Genomic DNA, 21,377 nt, shown 5'->3' with positions numbered 1-21,377 from the left:
GAGCATCAATGAATCCAGCTGAACCACCGAGACCAGCGAAACTGGGGCAATGAGAAGCTCCCCAACTGAACGGATGGCTCTCGACCATAGACACTCATCCAGACAAATAAGGCTTTGCCTTTCACGCTTTCAATCGGGAGTGCCCCCCAATAGCGACTGTCCATAGAACCGCCACGGTTATCTCCCATCACAAACACATGCCCTTCTTGGACCACACACCGCTGCGCTTCACACGTTAAACCAGGCAGCAGCGGCTGATCGGCAACTGGCCAATTTTCCTCCGGATTCGCCATATAAATCGGGTGATTCGCACTTCCTGGGACCTGCTCTTTCGTATAAAGCGCGGCCTCCTCACGCCACAGGTTGTAGCTCATGTAATAGTCGTAATAATGCACCAACTCGTTTGGTTGTGTATGCGGGTAAGGCGTTCCGTCCACAAAAACCTGGCTGTCCTTGATGTAGATCTCTTGACCTGGCCCAGCAATCACGCGCTTGATCCAAGTCGCACCGGCATTACTGGGAACGTAATCAGGCGCTGTAAAAACCATCACATCACCGGGTTTGGGCTGAGCCCATCGCAGCCAGTAAGACGGTTTGCTCGATAAAGGATTCATGATTCCATAGCTGAGCTTGGACACGAACAAGTGGTCTCCCACCAAAAGAGTGGGAATCATGGAACCCGAAGGAATTTGAAAGGGCTCGACCAAAAAGATACGCAAAGCCATCGCCCCCAACAGCGCCATCGCCAAAGACTCAAATCCACCGATCAGTCCTTTCCGGGGCAACTTTCCGAGAAACGCTTTGGCGGTTTCGTCTACCAAAGCCATTGAGTCTCGAACATGTTTTAGGTTGGGACGAGGACCTAAGATATGAGCTTCGAGCTCGTTCATGGCCTTTTCAAATTGGGACATGGCATCCCGCAATTGCGATCGACGCTTGCGCGAAGCTTTGCAAAGCTTTTCACGGTAAAGCTTCAGCTCATTCCGTGCCCGTCGCATCAAAAAGGCTTTTTCTCGTGATCCGCCCTCAAACAGCAAGTCATCGAGGAACGCGCCTAGATTTTTCGTGCTGTTGTAGATGATCATCCCCGCAACCACCAAGGCGAGCAACACGTTTGCTCCAAGCCCACCCGGTTGAAAAATCATTCCCCAAACAACAAATACAAGGGTCGAACTTAAAAGAAACGCAATCACTCGGCCGGGTTTAAAGTATGAATTCATTTTTCTTCCTAATCAATTTTTAGCACAGATAAAAACGCTGCTTGCGGAACTTCGATTTTCCCGATCTGTCGCATGCGCTTTTTCCCCTTCTTCTGCTTCTCTAACAGCTTTCGCTTTCGACTGATATCCCCTCCATAGCACTTGGCAGTGACATCTTTTCTCAAAGCTGAAATCGTTTCACGCGCAATAATCTTCCCTCCAATGGCTGCCTGAATCGCCACTTGGAATTGTTGCTTTGGGATGATCTCTTTCATCTTTTCGCAGATGATTTTGCCTCGCTTGTGAGCCGACTGGCTATGAACCAGCAAAGACAAAGCGTCCACCGAGTCTCCGTTCAGCAAAACATCAACCTTGACCAGCTTAGACTGTCGATACCCTTCGAGCTCATAGTCCAAGCTCGCATACCCACGACTCAAGGATTTTAAGCGATCAAAGAAATCAAACACGATTTCGCCCATCGGGATCACGTAACGAACCACCGCGTGAGTCGGGCTCGGGTAATCAATTCCTTGTTGCTCACCGCGGCGTTCTTCACACAGAGTAATAATGGCTCCCACATAATCCGTTGGAGCATGGATGTGAGCGCTGACAAAAGGCTCTTCCAGATAATCTAGCCGCGTGGCTTCAGGCATTTTAGAGGGGTTATCGATTCGAATAACCTCACCGGATTTCAAATACGCTTTGAAAATCACGGTCGGAGCCGTTGTAATCAAATCCAGGTCAAATTCGCGTTCCAGCCGCTCTTGCACAATTTCCATGTGCAAAAGACCCAAAAAGCCACAGCGATACCCAAAGCCAAGCGCTTGACTGGTCTCCGGCTCAAACACCAAGGCTGCATCGTTCAAGACAAGCTTTTGCAGAGCATCGCGCAAATTCTCGTAATCCGAACTCTCTGTTGGAAAAATCCCTGCAAACACCATCGGTTTCACTTCTTTAAAGCCTTTGACCGGCTCTAAAGCCGGTTGATCCACTCGCGTGATGGTATCGCCCACTTTGGCATCGGTGACGACTTTGATGTTCGCAATGATAAAACCGACTTCTCCCGAAGAAAGTTGATTCAATTTGACAGGATGCGGTGTAAAAGCCCCCACTTCCTGAACCAAAAACTCTTTGCCATTGTGCATCAAACGGATATTTTGCCCAGGAACAACTTCGCCTTGAACCACGCGAACGAGAACAACGACTCCTCGATACACGTCAAACCAGCTGTCAAAAATCAGCGCCTGCAAAGGAGCGTCGATCGACCCGGACGGAGGAGGAATTCGCTGAACCACCGCTTCCAGCACATCTTCGATACCAAGGCCGGTTTTCCCTGAAGCCAGCACGCTGTCAGAAGCATCGATACCGATGACCTCTTCGATCTCTTTTCGAACTCGTTCTGGGTCAGCATTTGGCAGGTCAATCTTATTAATCACCGGAACAATGGCCAGATGATTGTCCAAAGCCAGATAAACATTCGCGAGCGTCTGAGCCTGAACGCCTTGCGAAGCATCGACAATTAAGAGCGCCCCTTCACAAGCAGAGAGCGAACGCGATACCTCATAGCCAAAATCTACATGCCCCGGTGTATCGATTAAGTTAAACAGATAAGTCTGGCCATTTTTGGCTTCGTAACTCAATCGAACTGCTTGGGATTTGATGGTAATCCCACGCTCACGTTCCAGTTCCATTTTATCCAAGAACTGTTCCTTCATTTCTCGGCTCTGCAGAGCCCCTGTGAATTCAAGGATGCGATCCGCTAGGGTGCTTTTGCCGTGATCAATGTGGGCAATGATGGAAAAGTTACGAATTTGCTGCATGCGTCGACCTATCCTTCTACTGGATCTGTCTTAATTGTCAAAAGCTAGAGCATCGTCATTGCTGTAGATGTCAGATGGGCTCAGATGTTAGAGCTGCTCCAAGAGGGCCTTGTGAATCTGGTTTTGAGTGCGGGCGTCTGAGCAAGCGATGAAAATCGCATCATCGCCCGCGAGTGTTCCGACTAGACCCTCAAGCGCCCAGGCATCAATTCGGGCAGCGAAAGCCGGAGCGTGGCCTGGCGGAGTTTGAACCACCAACAAGTTGGAACCGGCCGATTTGATCTGGATCGCGCTTGCATGGGCAGGCAATCGATACGCGCCATGCATTTTGCGAATCCCCAATCGCATTAAATCTCGAGAAAGCGTCGCCTGAGTCGCCTGCACTCCGCGCTGTTGTAAGGCGAATAGAATCTCTTCATGGCTTGAAAAAGCCGATGATTTGAGCAATTCAAGCAAATGCTGGATGCGAAGGTCCTGTCTCAATGCTCCAAGTACTCCCGAATTCGATCGTCCGATTCTTTCGCTATTTGCCCATTTTCCAAAAAATAACCGTGTGTAAAAACGTTCCGAGCAAAAGACATATCGTGGGTCGAAATGACAATGGAAATGCCCTTCGCGATTAAAGTAGCCAGTAGTTCTCTGAGTTTTTGTGTGCTTTCGGGGTCGAGAGCCGAGGTGGGCTCGTCCAGCAACAAGGCTTGCGCATCCATACACAAGGCTCTGGCAATCGCGACGCGCTGACTTTGTCCGCCTGAAAGCTGCGCGGGCTTTCGGTCTGCCAAATGCAGCACATCCAAAGAAGCCAACACAGCCTTGGCCTTCAGAAGCGCTTCTTCCCGTTTACGCAGAAACACAATCTCTTGGGGCTGAGTGCAATTCTCAAGAACACTTAAATGGGGAAACAGATTGAGTTGCTGCGCCACAAAACCAATGCTTCGGGCTCGTTCTGCTTTGGAGAGCGTCTGGATTGGTTTTCCATCCCATGTAATCTCGCCCGAGCAATGGACCAAACCCGCCATGCATCGCAATAAAGAGGTCTTTCCGGAACCACTTTTACCCATAAAAAGAGTGATCTGAGCTTTGGGAATCTCAAAATTCACGCCTTTTAAGACGGAATAACCCGTTCCTGGATACGCTAAAGCGACTTGCTTTCCAACCATTCGATTCATGAGCGATTCTCCAGTCGTTGCGTGACAAGAGCCACCACACTGGTCATCAACAGATAGATCACGGCGGTCATCGCGTAGATCTCCATGGGCCTCAGTTCTCGTGCGACAATGTCTCGACTTGTTTTCACCAACTCAGGAACCCCAATCACCATCAAAATGCTGCTTTCTTTGATCAAGGTCGAAAACTCATTCGCAATCGCTGGTAATCCTTGTCTCAAAGCCTGAGGCAAAATAACGTGGCGCAACGTTTGCCAACGCGAGTATCCAAGAACTTCAGCCGCTTCCCACTGACCCGCTGGAAGTGCATTGATCGTTCCTCGCATAATTTCCGATAGATAGGCTGATGAATTAAGCCCCAGCGTGATCACCCCTGCCGCTAAGGAGGGAATATCCATGCCTAAGGCTTCCGGGAGGGCAAAGTAAATGATCAACAACTGAATGAACAGAGGCGTCCCTCGGATCAGCATCACATAAAAAGCAATGCAGGAAGATACCCCACGAATTCGAAGCCGGTCGCAGTTCGCAATTCCGAAAAGGAGGCCTCCCATCGAACCCAAAACAGCACCCAGAGCGCTTGCTTGCAAGGTGATGAAAGAGGCTTTCAGGAGTAAAGGCAGCGCAGAGGCTATCATGGGGTTCTGAACCATTTTCTCTCCATCTCCGTTAATTCGCCACTCTTTTTTAAGGAATCAACTGCTGATTGGATTTCAGAAGCCAGCTTAACATTGGATTTCTTGATTCCAATCCCATTGCCCAATCTCCACTCAGCTTCCGGCAAGGCTACTTCCAGATATTTCAAACGCGGTTCTTTGGCGAGTACTTCTCTGCCAATATGCGGTTCTAAAAAAGCTGTCGACGATTTTCTATATTGAATATCCATCAGCAGTTCTGAAGTCGTATCTAAAGCCTTTGAGGTGATTCCAGGCGATGCTTGAACGTAATTCTCCATCCAGGTACCCACCTGAACCGCAACCGTGTTGTTGGCTAGGGTACGGATATCTGCCAACGATTTCACGCCGGCTGGAATGTGATCCCAAAACAACAAGTAGTAAGCTTTGGAGGGTTGCCCTTGATAAGGGATCATCGTGATTTCTTTTTGTCGACTCGGAGTCATGGACATCCCAGCCATCACAAAATCACATTTTCCCTGCTGCAAACCGAGTATGAGAGAGTCGAACGCTAATTCCTTAAAAAGTAATTTTTTCTGAAGCCTTTGGGCCAGGGCATTGGCCACATCGATATCGAAGCCTTCTGGACGACCATCTTGAGCGACGCTTTCATAAGGAGGGTAACTTAAATTGCTGCAGAAGATCAAAGTTGATTCGCGGTCTTTTGATTTCGAGCAAGCAAACAACAGCAAGAGAAGCAGAATTTTAAACTTATTCGAACTCATGAATAAAAATACATATTATTCATTTCAAAATTTGTCAATCCGGCTTTTGAGATGCCAAGGGTTGACAGATTCTCTCGAAATCGGTCTAAGGAACCTGGTTCGCGAGAATAGCTCAGTTGGTAGAGCGTGAGCTTCCCAAGCTCAAGGTCGCGGGTTCGAGCCCCGTTTCTCGCTCCAGAAATTGCTCAGCAGGAAAATCAATCAACTTATTGACGCGAATTCGACTTTTGAGTAGTCAGCCAAAGATCCGCCTCATGACAAAATTTTATTTTTGTCACGAAAGAGGTCAGCACGTTGTTTACCAATACACAGTTCTTATTCTCTGCCTTCTACCTCACAATCGGTGCCTTGGCATTTGTTCCAGACCCTTCTAATCAAGCTAGTTGGGAGCGCAAAGCGCATTGTTGGGATGTCTTTGTGGGACCCAATGGCGAGGGGGATCGAAATCGCTTTCATTTGTCAGACCCCAAACTCTTAGAGCTGCTGGGAGACGTGACTCAAAAAACCGTTTTAGACATCGGATGTGGCAATGGATACTTATCTCGACGGATACGCCAATTAGGAGCCAGCAAAGTCGTGGGGGTCGATTTGCCTGCCATGATCGAAATCGCTCGAGGCTATGGAGACAGTGGCAATGGCGATCGGGTTGATTTTCGTATGGACGATGCTCGCATACTGGAATCCATTCAAGCTCCTGAAACCTTTGATTCTGTCGTTGCGAACTACGTCTTGATGGATTTGTCAGACTACCGAGCAGCTCTGGCAGCGGCTTTTCGAGTCCTCAAAACAGGCGGGATCGCCATCATCGTCATTTTGCATCCGGCATTTCCGCTCGAACCAGCGGTCCCCGGTGAAGTAGAAGGTGTCATGGCTCACCGAATATCGAGGCTGTATTTTGAGCAGCACGTCCAGCATATTAAGGTGAAAGGATTTCCCAAAGAATGCGAGAACGAAGAGTTTATCGTATTCCATCGCTCGCTTGAGGAATACCGGCGAGCCTTTGAAGAATCAGGATTTATCATCGAGCGCAAAGAAGTACCCAAACCTACCCTAGAACAAAAAACCGTTCTGACGGACTTGGATTCAGAGCTTTATCAAAAGCCCATATCCATTGTTTTTAAATTGAGGAAACCATCGCCTATTTTGGATGCCATTCACTTAAGCCAAGCCGTTTCCCAGGAAGGCACTCACAATCTGTATGCTGAAGGCAATGCCATTCAAATCTCGGGACTTTCACCGGAAGCTCTGGCGTATCTGGATATTGCAAAATTGACTCAACAAAATCCTCCCAAAAAACCCAAAAAGGCACTCAAGCGCAAAATCAAGCAAACAGGGCTGTGGAATCTCGTTGCCGAAGGCAATGGTATACAATTGGATATTCAAGAGAACTAGTTCATTCGAGGAAAAACCAGCCTAGAGCCGTTCCGGTTTGAAATGATTTAAACAAAGAACCTAAACTCATTTCTTATGCGGATAGGGGGAGTCTTTCGTGCGCTGCAACGCGTTTGATTCGGTTCAGATCAAATTTGGAAACCCGAATATTAATGCGGGCCTCTTTTTTCATAAAATTCTCAGCCGCAGACTGAACCATCGCAATTTCTTCGTTTTGATTTTCTACGGGCCTCCACTCGCCTCTTTCTAAAGAATCAAACAATTCTTGTTCCTTCAAATCGAATCTAAAATAATTCACATTTATCCTTTTTTCGTTTGTCAAATAAATACTTATTTTAGGACAATACTTTACCTATTGTCAACATTCTATACCCAATTAGGCAGGTGGGTTTTGCTTTTCTCTCAGAATCGGTCCGATTGTTTCCTTCCTAAGGTTTCGATGCAAGACATCGTTGATCATCATCGCCGGCGCTTTGTCGCACGTGCCTAAGCACGGCGTTGGTAAGAGCGTAAACTCGCCATCGGGCGTTGTTTGACCGAGCTTAATCCCCAGTTCTTCCTCAATTTGAGCTCGGATCTGATCGTAGCCTAAGATAAAACAAGTCACGCTCTCGCAAATTCGAATCACTTTTTTGCCGACAGGCTTTCGATAAATCAGGTTGTAAAAGGTTGCGATGCCGTCCAGCTCAGTAGCAGACATCCCCAGATAATCGGCAACCGACTTCAAGGCTTCATCGCTGACCCAACCCCGATGCTTTTGAACGACGCCGAGAGCCTCCAAGCACGCGGAGCGACGCACTGGAAACTTGGTGATTTCGCGATCAATCTGAGCCGTCTCTTCCGCAGTCAACATAGGCGCTGATTCCCAAGCCTCAGCTTAATTGTCAAGGCGCGTTTTAATTTTCCTTGACCACCCTCTCCAAGCTTCGTAATCGATCGAATATGAAATTCACGACTTCGTTGAAGAAACCAGAATCTAAAAAACTTGATTTGCTCGTTTACGGTGTTTGTGAGGGAGATGCCATCGAGCCCAGAGCAACCGCTGAAGGATTCCAGGGCAAACTCGGCCAACTCTTTTACACACACCCAGACAAAGGCCCTCGAGCGATGGCACTGGTGGGATTGGGCGAAAAAGCCAAGCTCACTCCGGACTCTTACCGAAAATGGGCCGCCAGTGCGGCAAAAATCGCACAAGATAAGCAAGCTGTTCAGCTTGGCCTGGTTTTAGCGCCTAAAGCCTCGGTGCAGGCTGTCGTCGAAGGAGCTTCGTTGGCTTTGTATCGCTTTGATCGTCACCTCAGCCAAAAAACAGAAACTTGCGTCGAAGAAATCACCCTGTTCACGCCAGCCAAGAACGCCCAAAAAGAAATCGCTGTTGGAGAAGCGATCGCAGCCGGTGTTCGATGCGCTCGAGATCTCATCAACGAGGGCCCAACCCTCATGAACCCAGCAGCGATGGCCAAAGCGGCTCAAGAAGAAGCCAAGACGGGGGGACTCCAAGTTGAGATTCTAGACCCGAAAGCCCTTGAAAAAGAAGGTTTCCATCTGCTTTTGGCGGTCGGGCGTGGATCTTCCGATTTTGCAGAGCCTCGTGTGATTAAACTCAGCTACAAACCTTCGAAGAAAGCCAAGAAGCATTGGGTTTTGGTTGGCAAAGGAGTCACTTTTGACTCCGGCGGGCTCGACATGAAGCCCTCCGATGGCATGCTGCACATGAAAACAGATATGTCAGGCGCGGCAGCCGTTCTGGGAACCATGAAGATCATGGCGGCTCTCCAACCTGAAATCGCTGTCACCGGCTATCTCGCTTGCGTCGAAAACGGAGTGGACTCCAGATCTTACCACCCCGGGGATATTATCGTCTCTCGAAAAGGCCTGAGCGTAGAAATCAACAACACCGATGCAGAAGGCCGACTGGTTCTGGCAGATACCCTTCACTATGCTCAAGAAGTCGACAAACCGGATGTCTTGATCGATATTGCCACCCTCACCGGAGCTTGCATGGTTGCCCTGGGACCCACCATGGCGGGTCTTTTTTCAAACGATGACCCACTCAGCGCTCGCGTGCTCGACAGTGCTCGTTTTACGGGCGAAGCTTTCTGGCGCTTGCCCCTGGAAGACAGTTTGTATGATCAATTAAAGACCCCCATCGCCGATCTAAAAAACACAGGAGAGCGCTACGGGGGAGCGATTACTGCAGCTCTTTTCTTGCAGAAGTTCATCGAACCCAAAACCGTTTGGGCGCACTTGGATATCGCTGGGCCGGCTCGAAACGATCGAGATCAAGGCTATTTGAGCACGGGCGGAACCGGCTTTGGTGTTCGCACGCTCGTGGATCTGATTTTGAATCATGCTTAAAAAATCTTTCAGCAAAATAGAGGGCCAGACGGCCCTTGACGCCCTGGCGCAAAATAGCCATATACCCGGTCAATGAGCGAGACCAAACGGAAGAGTCGCCCCCATCACAATCACAATCGATCGGAAAAGCCAACAGAGCGACCGACTCCTATTTCGGTCCCCGATGTCAATCCCGATATCGAGGCGATGAATTTATCGGAACTCAAGCACGCTAAAATTGAGAACTTGCAAGCCAAGGCAACTTTGATCGGCATTGATTTCGATGCATTACTGCGCAAGCAAGATATGGTGTTTGCTCTCCTCAGATGGCAAGCCGCTCATCACGGTGCTATTTTTGGCGAAGGCACTCTAGAAACCTTTCCGGAAGGTTATGGCTTTCTGAGGGAGCCCGCCTACAACTACGAGCCTTCGGCCGACGATATCTACGTGGCTCCGTCTCAGATTCGAGCTTACGGGCTTCGAACGGGCGATACGATTCGAGGTCAGATCCGCCCTCCGAGCGAAAAAGAGCGTTATTATTCGTTGTTGAAACTCGAAACCATCAACTCCATTACCCATGCGGAACACCGTAACAAAGTCTCGTTTGATAACCTGACCCCCCTCTACCCCAACCAGCGTTTCAAGTTGGAAACGCTGCCCACGAACTATTCCACCCGCATTATCGATTTATTTTGCCCGATCGGAAAAGGTCAACGTGCCTTGGTCGTGGCTCCACCCAGAGCCGGTAAAACGGTTTTGATGCAAGATATTGCCAACGCGATTACCACCAATCACCCGGAAGTGACGTTGCTGGTCTTGCTCATTGACGAAAGACCGGAAGAAGTGACAGACATGCGGCGCCACATCAAAGGCGAAGTTATTGCTTCAACTTTTGACGAGCCCCCTCAGCGTCATGTTCAAGTCGCCGAAATGACCATTGAGAAGGCCAAACGACTGGTGGAAATGAAGAAAGATGTCGTGATCTTGCTCGACAATATCACGCGCCTTGGGCGAGCTTACAACACCCTGGTTCCTCCAAGCGGCAAAATCCTGTCCGGCGGTGTCGACTCCAACGCACTTCACAAACCCAAGCGCTTCTTCGGAGCGGCTCGTCACGTTGAAGAAGGCGGTTCGTTAACGATCATCAGCACAGCGCTGATCGATACGGGAAGCCGCATGGATGAAGTGATCTTTGAAGAATTCAAAGGAACCGGAAATTCCGAAATCGTACTTGATCGCAAGTTGATGGAAAAGCGCATCTTCCCTTGCCTAGACATCAACAAATCGGGGACTCGTAAAGAAGAGCATCTGTTGGACAAAGACGTGCTTAATCGTGTCTGGGTTTTGCGTCAGCTTCTGCATCCTTTGAACGTCATTGATTCGATGGAATTCTTGCTCAGCCGCATGAAAGGCACGAAGAGCAACGCCGATTTTATTGCTTCCATGAGCCATTGAGATGAACGAAGAAATCATCGAATCTCCTTTCCCAAAGACTCAGGTGGCTGTCATTTTGGGTTCTGGGCTTGGCGAATTTGCGGATTGTCTAAGCCATTCAGACTCTCTCTCTTACGGAGCGATTCGTGATTTCCCAAAATCGACCGTCGAAGGGCACTCGGGCCGTTTCGTTCATGGTTATATTGCCAGCACTCCCGTGCTTCTCATGCAAGGACGTGTTCATCGTTACGAAGGCTACACAGCCCAGCAGGTTGCTTTCCCGATTCGTGTGCTAAAAGCCTGGGGCATCGAAAAACTCGTCATCACCAATGCCGCTGGCGGCATCCATCCAGATTTTAACGTGGGAGACTTAATGCTCATCACGGATCATCTGAACTTGACCGGCGACAGCCCTCTCCTGGGCCCGAATCGCTCCGAACTCGGACCTCGTTTTCCAGATATGAGCGAAGCCTATTCCAAACGCTTGCGCGATTTAGCGCTCCAAGCCGATACTTCGTTGCGTCAAGGAGTCTACGCGGGTCTTTTAGGGCCATGCTACGAAACTCCAGCGGAAGTCCGAATGCTGAAGACGCTCGGAGCGGATGCAGTCGGGATGAGTACGGTATTTGAAACCATCGCGGCTCGTCATATGGGCCTGGAAGTTTTGGGAATCTCCTGCATCAGCAATCAGGCTGCCGGCTTATCCAACTCACCCTTAAGCCATGCAGAAGTCACCTTAGCAGGCCAGAAAGCCTCGAAACGCTTTTCAGAACTTCTGCTTCAGGTCATTCCCAAACTAACTCTCTAGACTTGGCTTCTTAGGGTGCCTGCTACCCGAGTCGATGTCTAAGAACAATGACTCTGGAGGACAATAAAAGCATGGAAACCGTGCTGAAAAAATACAGAATAAGGCATCCATGGATTTTTCATGAATTAATCCTCGACTCTTTCCATCTTAGGACCCGTCGAATAACGCCTTGGCCCTCGAAACTCGATTCTAATCACATATTTGACAAACTCTGGCGTCTTTGGCGCATCTTCAGTCATCAATTTTCGCTGCTCACTTGCATTGTAATCATAAACCCCAATTCGAACTTCCAACAAATGTTCTGCATCTTTCACAGGAACCCTTCTACAATCGTAGCGATCCCACTCTTTATCGCACATCGAAATCGATAGCCCCTTCGAACTAAACCAAGCCTCCATTCTAGCACCAAATGTGAGAACGACAGGGCAAAGACACAATGAGAAGAGTTGGAGAAGGGACAGCTGTCGAAAAATAGAGCCCCTATCCACCAGCCACTCGGCACACTCTTTGCCGGAGCTGGCGGGACACAAAATCTTGCAGAAAGGCAATGGCTACGGTTGCTGCAATGAAGAGTTTCTCCCGACATTGTCAATCGATAAGATCCTCGGCATTGCCCACTTGAACAATACGGCCCATCTGTGGGACAATCCGTGTTTGTGGCACAATGCGTCGTAGATTAACGAACGCAACGAACCGATGCCTCAACCGTTTCGTTCAACACCTCTGCTGTTCCTCTTTGAAAGTGAACGGCCCACAGATGACTGACAGGGCCAGAGGGCGTCGAAGACCAAGATGTAACCGATGAATTCGGGAAAACAGACGAGTTCAGGCTTGGTGCATTTTGATCGTAATCTACCAAACTCACCAACTGCTTGATGCTCGGCAACTGCCACTTGTGCCCACCTAGTCTTAGCATATCACAATATTCTTCGGCCAAACTGGAAGTCGGAGTAAAATTCGAAAGAGCGCGTTGCCACACAAATCCTGTGGTTGTATCCAGCACTTCCGAGCTCGATTGATTTAAAACACTGCCACTTGGATCGAGAAAACGATCCTCCTGAGAAGGCACAGGCCCTCGAACACATCGAGCTAGAATGCCTTTGCGACTTAAAAAAGCATCATGCGGCTCTATTTTACCCGTTCCAAACGATAGCTTCCAAGCCTCGTGAGAAGCATTGACCACTGCTTCCGACGACCAATAGCCAGATGGAAATGTGATCGGAAAAGCTGGAGCATTGATCCGTGGAGCTTTCGTCAAAGAATAATCAACCAAGGACTGTAATTCCATCACACTTGGTACTCGCCAATCCGAATACCCACCAGCGCATAGGCTGACGCAATGCGCTTGAGCCGAACCTGGATAAGCCGTTTGATTCCAAACAACCGGCAAAAGAGACTGAAAACGCTCCCAAGTGAGCCCGGTGAAAGAATCGTAAACCACCATCGGGAGAAGAACATTCGGAAGAAAATACCGACCAGACTGATTAGTAGCATCCTGAAACGCTCGGTTTGACCAACCGCTTCCTGCCTCAGCACCAGCTTGTAAAGCTTCAAAGTCAGGATCTTCGACTGTCAACTCCGCTGAGATGCTACTCAACGACAGCAAAAACACCGCAAAGGCTAATTTCCAGAATCCATTCAAAAATCGCATAGATGATCTCCTTAAACAACACTCAAAAGACGACTATGTGTTCCCATATACTTTCCCGTTTATTTCGGCTTTGGATGCCTAGACCCTTGAAGCATACATCCGATTTTTATAAACGCAACACACACTCACGACGTCATGAAAAATAAAAATTTACTAAGCCTTCAAGAACCTATTTCTATGAAAAAGACCGGCCTCACCTCATTCGAGGCAAATCTTTAGCGCTTGCATCACTCAGATTCAACATTCTATCCTCATTAGCCCCCAGAGTCTGAGGTAAATTACCGAGCTCTCTGCTCGAGCAAAAATCCATGAAAACCGAATATGTGCATCTCATATCGACTTCATTTTAAAGACTGACACACATGAGACGAGCAATTGGGTTGTAATTTAAGCTCTGTTGAAAAGTAATGCCTTGCTCTTTACCGACAAAGCTCACGTAGCCAGTCTGATTAGCTCCGTTTCGATCAAGAGATACCGTATCCGTTCCATATGTTCTGCTTGGGAATGACATCAGTGGAAATACCTCAGGACTTGCAAATGGAAAAATCGTCACATTGACCAGCGTCATCAGTTGCTTTAAAGTTGGCACAACCCATGAACCTGAAGGCTGTACCATGTTACAGTATTCGTCAGGATTCATACCAGGCATTGAACCGAACCTCATCCAAGTTAAACCTGTTAATTGATCCAATACTTTAGTGGATGCAGGAGTCAATGGAGATTTATCTCCGTTAACAAAACGATTCTCACCAGGATATTCAAACGGATTTCCATTAACACATCGAGCAGCTGAAATATTGCTATTTCTTGGCTCTATCGTAGGATTATAAAAAGCACGCTTAAAGTTGGTACCATAGTAGGATGGTTGTTCGGCCAGCTCTAAAGACAAATAATAATCAGGAACATTGACTGTTGAATTTGATGGGAAAATAACTGTATTGAATGGAATAGAATTTCTTGGGCCTGTGTAAGCCAATATCGATTGCAACTCCATCAAAGTAGGCAGGCGAAACTCTTGACCAAACGATGCACAGTAATTTTTAAAGTCAACCGGCAGACGCCCCGTTATATTGACGGCATATCGACTCCAAATCAAATCGGTATAGTAATCCAAAGCCACGATATCTGTATGTTTAAAGCGCCCTGTTTGGCTAGTTGAATCTTCGTAAGCTCGACTATCCCACATGCTAAGAGGTGGTACACAAATATTATTAATACAATAAGTCAAAGGACTCGTAGCGTTGCATCCCTGATTGTTCTGATCGATGCATTCCACACAATTGCCACGCACACAAAATGGATTCGATGTCGATAATTTCTCACACTGCGTACTATTGCTGCATGCTGTGCACTCATTATTGATACAAAGCGGGGTAGCATCCGAGCATTGGTTATCTTTTAGACACTGCACACAGCCACCATCCAGGCAGTAAGGATCGCTTCCTGGGCATGAATATTCTGGTGGCGAGCAGAGAACGCACGCATTGTTCACACAATGTGGCCTCGACAACGGACAATCGCAATCCTTCATACATTCAACGCATTCGTGATCCTTACAATACGGCGTCGGTTGCTCGCATTCGCTCGGACAATCCAGTAGGCACCGAACACAGGCAGAAATACCTGGCTGAAGGGTCACCTCTCCAACATCATTGGAGGGCGCTGTTAACCAGTAGAAGCCTTCTGAGTTGTTGCTAGAGCTGGCCCACAAGTAGCCTGGGCACTCAGGCACATCTGGGAAAACGGTATCATTCATGCTGCCTATCTCAGACAGCTCCACTAAGGTGTAAAGCTCCTTAATCGTCGGAAGTCGCCAAGCATTGCTGGGACACACAGCTCTTTGCTTGTTGGCAGGCACTGAAAAATTCCCCATACGTTGCCAAAGCATTCCGGTCAGCATATCAAGAACCTTGGTGCTATTGCTTTCAGCGATCGGCATTCCTTCTTCGTCCAGATAGCGTTCTGCGATTGACATATTAAAGCCGTTCGATCCACTTCTCACACATCGAACCGACATCTTTTCATCTTGATTCACTTGGACAACACTGCCATCAGCCAATCTAAACGCTCGAACAAAACCGCTTGAATCAACATCTGCAACCCAAAGATTCGAATCCAATCCCTTCGCTAAAAATTCCGGATCAACGGACATCTTCCCATAATCGTACAATGACTGTAACTCTCGACTGCTGGGCAATCTCCAATCGATAAATCCAGCTACAGGATTATTCTCGCAATAGGTCATCATTTCATTGGCGTTTAAATTTCCAGAGTCACTCCGCTGCCACATCAACCAGGTCGAAGTATCCGTAACAGTGTTATTGTAGTTACCGATTAAGTATCGGCTTTCGCTATTGCTGCTGACAGTGGTGTCCTGATAAGCAGGGGTACTCCAATAGGCAAGATTTTGGACACAGATGGTAGAAATACACCCATCCAAATTATCGGACTCATTAAATCCTACTTGACCATCAAGAAACGACACATAAGCCCATGAATCAGAATCTCGCGCTGGAGATGGTGTCGATGTCCAATAATAAGGAAACTCCGTCATATTTGGAAAAATCTCCGAATAGGAGGCCGGATACGCTGAATAATCTACTAAACTGAGAAGCTCTTTCACGGTTGGCAAACGCCACTGTTCGCCTGATTCGCCTGAATTGATCCCGTAACAACTGCTATTAGCGACGGATTGATTAAAACAACCGCCTGTTTCTCGAGGGCCCCACAGTAAATCTGAACTCCTATCCCAAACAAAGTAGCTATCATTTCCTAAGTCTTTTCCATTCCAGTTTTTGAAATTTCTAGATCCTAAGAATAAATCACCTGCTGTGCAACTCAATTGATAACTCTGGCCACATCCAACACTGGGTATTACCGTCCTGGTACTGATCCCAGGATTCGCTGCCAAATTGACTCCGAAACAACCTGTACTATTGTACGAATCACGAGCTAAATAAGTGCCACTTTTCCAGTACTTCAATGCCTCGCAATTTCCACTGACTTGGCATGGGCTATAACTCATTGTGTAGTCAAGCAATGATTGAAGCTCCAAGACGCTGGGAAGACGCCAAGCAACTCCAAGGCTTTGGCAATAAGACTGAGCCTGAGACACACTATAGGCTGCACTAGAAGGCCGATACAACCAGCTCAATCCTGTTAATCGATCTGTGATGTTTGGAGGAGACGCGTACGGAGCAATATCATAACGAATGCGTTGGCTCGTCTCATCGCGGAATGCTCCCTCGCTCCAAGAAGTCGATCGCGAAAACAGAATATTACTTACAAAGCATAAACAGAAAAAATACCTAAAAAAAGATAATGCTTTCATATACCTATCCTTTAATACATCGAATACAAAAAGAAATATTTCTCATAGAATAATCTACGGTGGCTACTCCACTGAGAGGAAACCCAACGTAATACGAACAATTAGAACAAGAAGCACTCACAGGGCTGTTCGTAGATGTCAACCATTGCTTTTTTAAACAACCCAGCACATCGCTGAATATCGTCGTATTAATGCTGAGATCAAGCTCTGTTTCCGTCAGTGAATACAATTCCTTAACCGTAGGTAAACGCCACGATCCTGCCAAGCCGGTGCAATAGGACGCCGGGTTTGAACCTGTGTAGTCCAAATACCCATCATGTCTCCACACCAGCCCGGTCGATCGATCGAGCACTTCTGTGGAGTTCTCAGAAACAGGACGTCCGTGCTCATCGGAATACCGACTGCTAATAGGCACTTCTACCCCTCTTCGTACACAACGTACATAATACATCTTGCTATTTCCAATGTCATCGATATTACCACCTATCGTTTCGAAATACCTGGACGCTCCAGCACCTGCACCACCGGACGCCCAATAAGAACTAAGAGATCCCAAATTAAACATAGAACCATCCATTTTAAATGCATAATAATCATACAGAGATTGTATCTCAATTGTATTCGGTAACCGCCAATCTGTGAAGCCGCCGATTCCAACATTTTCACAAGTATTTGCAGCTGCAGTACCCGACATAGGACCAAAGAAATCGCGCTGCCACATTAACTGGGTCAACTTATCAATCACTGTATTGTTGTATTCACCGACGATATAACGATTTTGACCGAGTGAATCCTTATCAGCACTTCGTGGCCAATTTCCCGTACGAGTCACGCATCTTGCAGAAACGCAAGCCTCGCTGCCTGCAGATCCTGTGCTATTTAACAAAGGAACGATCAAACCAGTGCTAAAATTGACAGCAGCATAGTATCCCGAAGTATTGTAGCTTGTAGATGTCCAATAAAGAGACCCATAAGTGTCTATATTATTGAAGATAGTTTCATTGTAAGGTGGCGTTTCAGAGTAGTCTATCAACGTCATGAGTTCTTTAATAGACGACAAATGCCAATCTCTATCTGAATAACCAAAACTACAGGCTACATCAGCGCTATATTGATCAACACAAGCAATAGGATTGCGCATCCATAATAAGCCCGTCCTTTGATCTAATACGACCGTCGTATCGTTCGCTACAGAATCTGCTATTTCGTCTGTAAACTGTGCCGGTGGCCCAAAAGTTTCACCTGAAACGCAGGTGAGAAAATAACTGCTGTTGCAACTCGGACTCGGAAGCACAGAGGCTTCACTCACGCTGGGTAAGCTCGAAAGATCAACCCCTAGACACCCGGCGGTAGGCTCATAGGAATCACTGGCTAAATATCCACCCGCTGGCCAATACTTAAATGCATCGCATTCCGTAGCTATCTGGCAAAATCCATAATCGGTCGTGTAGTTTAACAGACTCTGTAACTCGAGCACCGTCGGCACGCGCCAATGGGATCCTTGAGTCGCGCAGTAGGAAGCCGCTGCCGCCTGCGTCTGACCACTCACTGTACGACGCAAATCGTAGAGCCAAGCTAGTCCCGTTAGTCTATCCGTCAAGTTAGGAGGATTGCCATAAGGCTCCAAAATATAGCGAGTATACTGACTTGTTTCGTCATCGTAGGCTTCAACAGCCCAAGGAGCACTTTGAGAAAAAACACCTGAACAGAAAATTAAAAGGCAACCTATAAAACGTAATTCTCTCATAGTACTCCCTAATTATACACGCAGAGAACCGCTGCATGTTCAAGATCCTCACAAGGACCATTTTTTACCGTTCCTTTAAGAATATCCAAGTAGTAAACATACTCAGAACCACCAATTGAAGCTGTCGTAGACGTTATAAAATTTTTATTTGTATTTTTAATTGCCTGCCAATCAATACCTGAAGCCAAAGGATTAGATTGTGAACCAAAATTATAAATACTCATCATTTCCTTCAAGGTTGGTGTTCTTTTGTTGCTATTGGCAGTTTGGCATGCTGTAGCCAAACCTGAACAAGTAGGAGGAACCACAAATGGATTCTTATCCCACAACAAACCCGTAATTTGATCCATTAGAACATTCGTTGAAAAAGAAACAAGAGCTGTTGAAGGTTTTAACATTCTACCTTGAACACACCTATACTGTGCCTGGTTATTACTGTTTTCGTTGGGAAACTCAGGAAACGTAAACGAAACTGTTTCCCCAGACTGTGTCCAAAACCGTCCACTGACATTTCCAAATATTACGTTAATGGGATTTAGACTGTTTCCTTTGCTATAGTCCAACAAAGTCATTAACTCAAAAAGCGTTGGAATTCTGGTCGGGTCCCCACAATAAGGACTAAGAGGCTTATTACTACTTGGGTTAAGATTCCAAATCAAGCTAGTAAATGAATCTAATACGAGACTCGAGTTAAGTCGAATATATCTATTGGCCTGATTAGTGGTATCGTTCAAAGCTGCTCCTAGGTAATAAGGGCTGTTATTCAGCAAACTATTTAATGAATCATTATACATTATTGCGCCAAATCCAGTAACAGGATCCCATCCATTTGTCGCTTCATAACCTTTATTTTCATCATATTGCAAATATATATAAGAATAATTTTGATCAGAGTAAACTCCTTCATCAAAACCACCAGCAAAATTATTCCCAAGAACAATATCATAAAATGGAATTTTGTACTCATATAAAAGTCTATTAATATTCCCCAATAAAGGCTTTCCGTTTATCTTCATCTGACTATTTAATAACGAAAAGATACCCGCCATAATCGGAGTAGACAGCGAGGTGCCGGACGCAATGTTTTGGGTTTTGTTATAAACAAACACTAGGTTCACAGCTATCATTGACAGATCTGGATAACCACGTCCTTCCCGCCTCTTAGAAGGAAAACGATCAACATACTGATTTATAACCGGTATCTGATAAGCGGGTGTCTCTGCATGAGAACCACAAAAACCGCCTCCAGAAGTGAGCCCATCAGAAGTCTGTATAGAGGCCGCAGAGAACTTATTTATTATATCATAACCTAGGCCTCCTACAACTGTAATGTAGGGTGAACACTTAGGAAACTGAACAGTACCGGCCACACTTTTCCCTCGGCCAAATACTCCATCATTCCCGCTAGAAACAAAGACACTGGTTCCTATCGCCGTAAGAATCTTAAGTCGCCTATCTATTGCCTTATAAACTCTTTCATACCTAGCGTCATACAGAATCCCAGAACTGATAGACCATATTTTAGGAGTATTAACCCCTAAAACAGGTGTTAATGAAGTAACATTATCTAGAAAACCAATCATCCCAAAGGGCAATGATGTACCATAGTCCCAAAATACGGTTTGTGAATGCGGACTCATGGACATCATCATCATCAAAACCATAACCGCATGCTCACTAGGGACACCAGCGACACCAGGATTTCCCGTAGACACTAAAGTTGGAACGCAATCTTTAGGTAAAAGAGGCAGGTATGTGGATCTAAAAATTTCCCAATCAGCCGTAAAATTCGGACTGTTCAGTGAAGATCCTCCAGCAGAAGGCTCCAAAATTCCCTGAGCAACCGGACTCGCAACTTCACATATTTCCGAAAACGGAGGCAGTTGAAATTTATCTCGTACCCAGTTAGGATATTTTTCAGAATTTAATTTATATGTCAATTTTACTCCATTTGCAGAAACAAAACTTCCTTCATCCGATGTATAATGCGGAAAATCTTCTATGCAATACTGATTACCGCAGTCTTTAAAATAAGATAAATCACGAAAATAAGTTGTAGATGAAAAGAAATAGTTTTGATCTAACGATAGTGTCAACGGAGCCTTAAAAATACACAAAATTCTACTCCTTTGACTTTTTTCAATAATTGAATTTAAATCTTGTTTTTTGCATGCATCTTCTGATGGATTAAAACCCATACTATCACTTTCGTCTCCATATCTCATAGTTATTAAAATTGCATAAACAATCTTTTTATAACCCAACCATCCCGGACAAACTGGATAACTGAGGAGTTCGGGCTTACCTTCCAAACGTGCTAATTCTCGAGCACCAGTGGGAAAGGTATTTTCCTTATAACAACTTGGCGACACAAGAAATGTGCCATATCCTTCAGAATAACGAAACGATAAAACTGCTGGGGCATTACCAGGCATAGTAGGGAAAGTACATGTCTTAGTACTAACACAAGAATTGCCATCAAAAAAATTTTTTACGTACCGATCAATCGGATTTTCAATTGAAATTTTTTCCTCTCTTGGTTCTTCCTCCGAAGTAATTGGATTGTATATCGATACCCCAGTTATCAAAGAAACCTTATTTGGCAATTTGATTTCATCTTCCGTCAATAAAATTCCACGGGGTTGTACCGAGCTATGACGATAGCGATAAATATTGACACTTAACAAATACTCAGCCAAAAAAACAGGCACGTTTTTACATTTGTAACTATCCCAATCGGCAACGCACAACCTCTCTGAGATCCCTGCTGAAAGAAGCCATTTCCTAACCTCTTCAAAATCTTCGCTTGGAGGTCTAATTAATTCATGTACCTCTGAAATCGACCTGTGTTGACGATACAACGGTGAACCCGGGCTGCTCACCCCATCAGCTAACTCAGTCAATTTATCTTCGTTCGAAATACGCAGATAGATTTTAAAATCAACGCGATCTTCCGATGTTGCCCTTTCTAAACGAGTCCAACCATAAGGCGGAGCTTCCTTTTCAAGCGCAGACAAAGCAAACACTTTTTCAGGTATTAATGAAAATAAACACATCCCCAATGCAAGAAAACGAAACATGGTCAATCCTCCACCT

The 21,377-nt window shown here is 46.4% G+C and carries 17 protein-coding genes and 1 tRNA gene; 5 read left to right on the top strand and 13 right to left on the bottom strand.

Translation table 11 applies throughout. The features are described from left to right. Nucleotides 1–5: 5 nt before the first annotated feature. From lepB to I8H75_00800, 6 genes are all read right to left on the bottom strand, one after another. Nucleotides 6–1,220, bottom strand: a complete 1,215-nt coding sequence (gene lepB / locus I8H75_00825; GenBank protein ID MBH2005885.1) for a signal peptidase I — start codon at nt 1,218–1,220, stop codon at nt 6–8. 8 nt (nt 1,221–1,228) lie between these two features. Next, nucleotides 1,229–3,019, bottom strand: a complete 1,791-nt coding sequence (gene lepA, locus I8H75_00820; GenBank protein MBH2005884.1) for an elongation factor 4 — start codon at nt 3,017–3,019, stop codon at nt 1,229–1,231. 87 nt (nt 3,020–3,106) lie between these two features. Beyond that, nucleotides 3,107–3,502 (bottom strand): hypothetical protein, encoded by a 396-nt coding sequence (locus I8H75_00815; GenBank protein MBH2005883.1) that lies wholly within the window; start codon nt 3,500–3,502, stop codon nt 3,107–3,109. Then, nucleotides 3,499–4,188 carry an amino acid ABC transporter ATP-binding protein gene (locus I8H75_00810; GenBank protein ID MBH2005882.1) on the bottom strand — a complete coding sequence of 230 codons (690 nt, stop codon included), beginning with the start codon at nt 4,186–4,188 and terminating at the stop codon, nt 3,499–3,501. Before I8H75_00810 ends, I8H75_00815 begins: the two co-directional genes overlap by 4 nt. Continuing rightward, a complete protein-coding gene (locus I8H75_00805; protein MBH2005881.1) occupies nt 4,185–4,835 on the bottom strand; it encodes an amino acid ABC transporter permease in 651 nt (216 codons plus the stop codon). The genes I8H75_00810 and I8H75_00805 overlap by 4 nt, the downstream gene beginning before the upstream one ends. Further along, nucleotides 4,817–5,581 (bottom strand): transporter substrate-binding domain-containing protein, encoded by a 765-nt coding sequence (locus I8H75_00800; protein MBH2005880.1) that lies wholly within the window; start codon nt 5,579–5,581, stop codon nt 4,817–4,819. Before I8H75_00800 ends, I8H75_00805 begins: the two co-directional genes overlap by 19 nt. A 101-nt stretch (nt 5,582–5,682) precedes the next feature. On the opposite strand from I8H75_00800, the gene I8H75_00795 reads away from it, so the two are divergent. Both I8H75_00795 and I8H75_00790 read left to right on the top strand, forming a co-directional pair. Next, nucleotides 5,683–5,758, top strand: a tRNA-Gly gene (locus tag I8H75_00795). Nucleotides 5,759–5,875: 117 nt separating this feature from the next. Beyond that, the gene (locus tag I8H75_00790) at nt 5,876–6,973 is read left to right on the top strand and encodes a class I SAM-dependent methyltransferase (GenBank protein ID MBH2005879.1); all 1,098 of its coding nucleotides are present in this window, start codon (nt 5,876–5,878) and stop codon (nt 6,971–6,973) included. Between the two features lie 73 nt (nt 6,974–7,046). On the opposite strand, the gene I8H75_00785 is transcribed toward I8H75_00790, so the two are convergent. Both I8H75_00785 and nuoE read right to left on the bottom strand, forming a co-directional pair. Then, on the bottom strand, nt 7,047–7,271 hold the full coding sequence (locus I8H75_00785; GenBank protein ID MBH2005878.1) for a hypothetical protein: 225 nt from the start codon (nt 7,269–7,271) through the stop codon (nt 7,047–7,049). Nucleotides 7,272–7,349: 78 nt separating this feature from the next. Continuing rightward, nucleotides 7,350–7,826 (bottom strand): NADH-quinone oxidoreductase subunit NuoE, encoded by a 477-nt coding sequence (nuoE, locus tag I8H75_00780; GenBank protein MBH2005877.1) that lies wholly within the window; start codon nt 7,824–7,826, stop codon nt 7,350–7,352. A gap of 89 nt (nt 7,827–7,915) precedes the next feature. Between nuoE and I8H75_00775 the strand changes: the two genes are divergently transcribed. From I8H75_00775 to I8H75_00765, 3 genes are all read left to right on the top strand, one after another. Next, on the top strand, nt 7,916–9,331 hold the full coding sequence (locus I8H75_00775; protein MBH2005876.1) for a leucyl aminopeptidase: 1,416 nt from the start codon (nt 7,916–7,918) through the stop codon (nt 9,329–9,331). A 186-nt stretch (nt 9,332–9,517) separates the two neighbouring features. Next, a complete protein-coding gene (gene rho / locus I8H75_00770) occupies nt 9,518–10,765 on the top strand; it encodes a transcription termination factor Rho (GenBank protein ID MBH2005875.1) in 1,248 nt (415 codons plus the stop codon). Between the two features lies 1 nt (nt 10,766). Then, nucleotides 10,767–11,552, top strand: a complete 786-nt coding sequence (locus I8H75_00765) for a purine-nucleoside phosphorylase (protein ID MBH2005874.1) — start codon at nt 10,767–10,769, stop codon at nt 11,550–11,552. Between the two features lie 125 nt (nt 11,553–11,677). Here I8H75_00765 and I8H75_00760 read toward each other — a convergent pair whose 3' ends face one another. The 5 genes from I8H75_00760 to I8H75_00740 form a co-directional block, all read right to left on the bottom strand. Beyond that, nucleotides 11,678–11,950: a hypothetical protein gene (locus tag I8H75_00760; GenBank protein ID MBH2005873.1), complete on the bottom strand. Its 273-nt coding sequence runs from the start codon at nt 11,948–11,950 to the stop codon at nt 11,678–11,680. A gap of 278 nt (nt 11,951–12,228) precedes the next feature. Then, the gene (locus tag I8H75_00755) at nt 12,229–13,203 is read right to left on the bottom strand and encodes a DUF1566 domain-containing protein (protein MBH2005872.1); all 975 of its coding nucleotides are present in this window, start codon (nt 13,201–13,203) and stop codon (nt 12,229–12,231) included. A gap of 346 nt (nt 13,204–13,549) precedes the next feature. Further along, nucleotides 13,550–16,534, bottom strand: coding sequence for a DUF1566 domain-containing protein (locus tag I8H75_00750; protein MBH2005871.1), 2,985 nt, complete (start codon nt 16,532–16,534; stop codon nt 13,550–13,552). A 4-nt stretch (nt 16,535–16,538) separates the two neighbouring features. After that, nucleotides 16,539–18,281, bottom strand: coding sequence for a DUF1566 domain-containing protein (locus I8H75_00745; protein MBH2005870.1), 1,743 nt, complete (start codon nt 18,279–18,281; stop codon nt 16,539–16,541). An 8-nt stretch (nt 18,282–18,289) separates the two neighbouring features. Continuing rightward, nucleotides 18,290–21,361, bottom strand: coding sequence for a S8 family serine peptidase (locus I8H75_00740; protein ID MBH2005869.1), 3,072 nt, complete (start codon nt 21,359–21,361; stop codon nt 18,290–18,292). Nucleotides 21,362–21,377: the final 16 nt, after the last annotated feature.

This window comes from Myxococcaceae bacterium (assembly GCA_016000045.1).
GTDB lineage: Bacteria > Myxococcota > UBA727 > UBA727 > JABDBI01 > AER2-1.
The sequence above is the reverse complement of the archived record's forward strand: the minus strand, read 5'-3'. Positions and strand labels throughout refer to the sequence as shown.

Excerpts from the sequence above, each read along its gene's own strand:
- lepB (MBH2005885.1), bottom strand. The coding sequence starts at position 1,220 with ATGAATTCATACTTTAAACCCGGCCGAGTGATTGCGTTTCTTTTAAGT.
- lepA (MBH2005884.1), bottom strand. The coding sequence starts at position 3,019 with ATGCAGCAAATTCGTAACTTTTCCATCATTGCCCACATTGATCACGGC.
- I8H75_00810 (MBH2005882.1), bottom strand. The coding sequence starts at position 4,188 with ATGAATCGAATGGTTGGAAAGCAAGTCGCTTTAGCGTATCCAGGAACG.
- I8H75_00805 (MBH2005881.1), bottom strand. The coding sequence starts at position 4,835 with ATGGTTCAGAACCCCATGATAGCCTCTGCGCTGCCTTTACTCCTGAAA.
- I8H75_00800 (MBH2005880.1), bottom strand. The coding sequence starts at position 5,581 with ATGAGTTCGAATAAGTTTAAAATTCTGCTTCTCTTGCTGTTGTTTGCT.
- nuoE (MBH2005877.1), bottom strand. The coding sequence starts at position 7,826 with ATGTTGACTGCGGAAGAGACGGCTCAGATTGATCGCGAAATCACCAAG.
- I8H75_00775 (MBH2005876.1), top strand. The coding sequence starts at position 7,916 with ATGAAATTCACGACTTCGTTGAAGAAACCAGAATCTAAAAAACTTGAT.
- rho (MBH2005875.1), top strand. The coding sequence starts at position 9,518 with ATGAATTTATCGGAACTCAAGCACGCTAAAATTGAGAACTTGCAAGCC.
- I8H75_00765 (MBH2005874.1), top strand. The coding sequence starts at position 10,767 with ATGAACGAAGAAATCATCGAATCTCCTTTCCCAAAGACTCAGGTGGCT.
- I8H75_00760 (MBH2005873.1), bottom strand. The coding sequence starts at position 11,950 with ATGGAGGCTTGGTTTAGTTCGAAGGGGCTATCGATTTCGATGTGCGAT.
- I8H75_00755 (MBH2005872.1), bottom strand. The coding sequence starts at position 13,203 with ATGCGATTTTTGAATGGATTCTGGAAATTAGCCTTTGCGGTGTTTTTG.
- I8H75_00750 (MBH2005871.1), bottom strand. The coding sequence starts at position 16,534 with ATGAAAGCATTATCTTTTTTTAGGTATTTTTTCTGTTTATGCTTTGTA.
- I8H75_00745 (MBH2005870.1), bottom strand. The coding sequence starts at position 18,281 with ATGAGAGAATTACGTTTTATAGGTTGCCTTTTAATTTTCTGTTCAGGT.
- I8H75_00740 (MBH2005869.1), bottom strand. The coding sequence starts at position 21,361 with ATGTTTCGTTTTCTTGCATTGGGGATGTGTTTATTTTCATTAATACCT.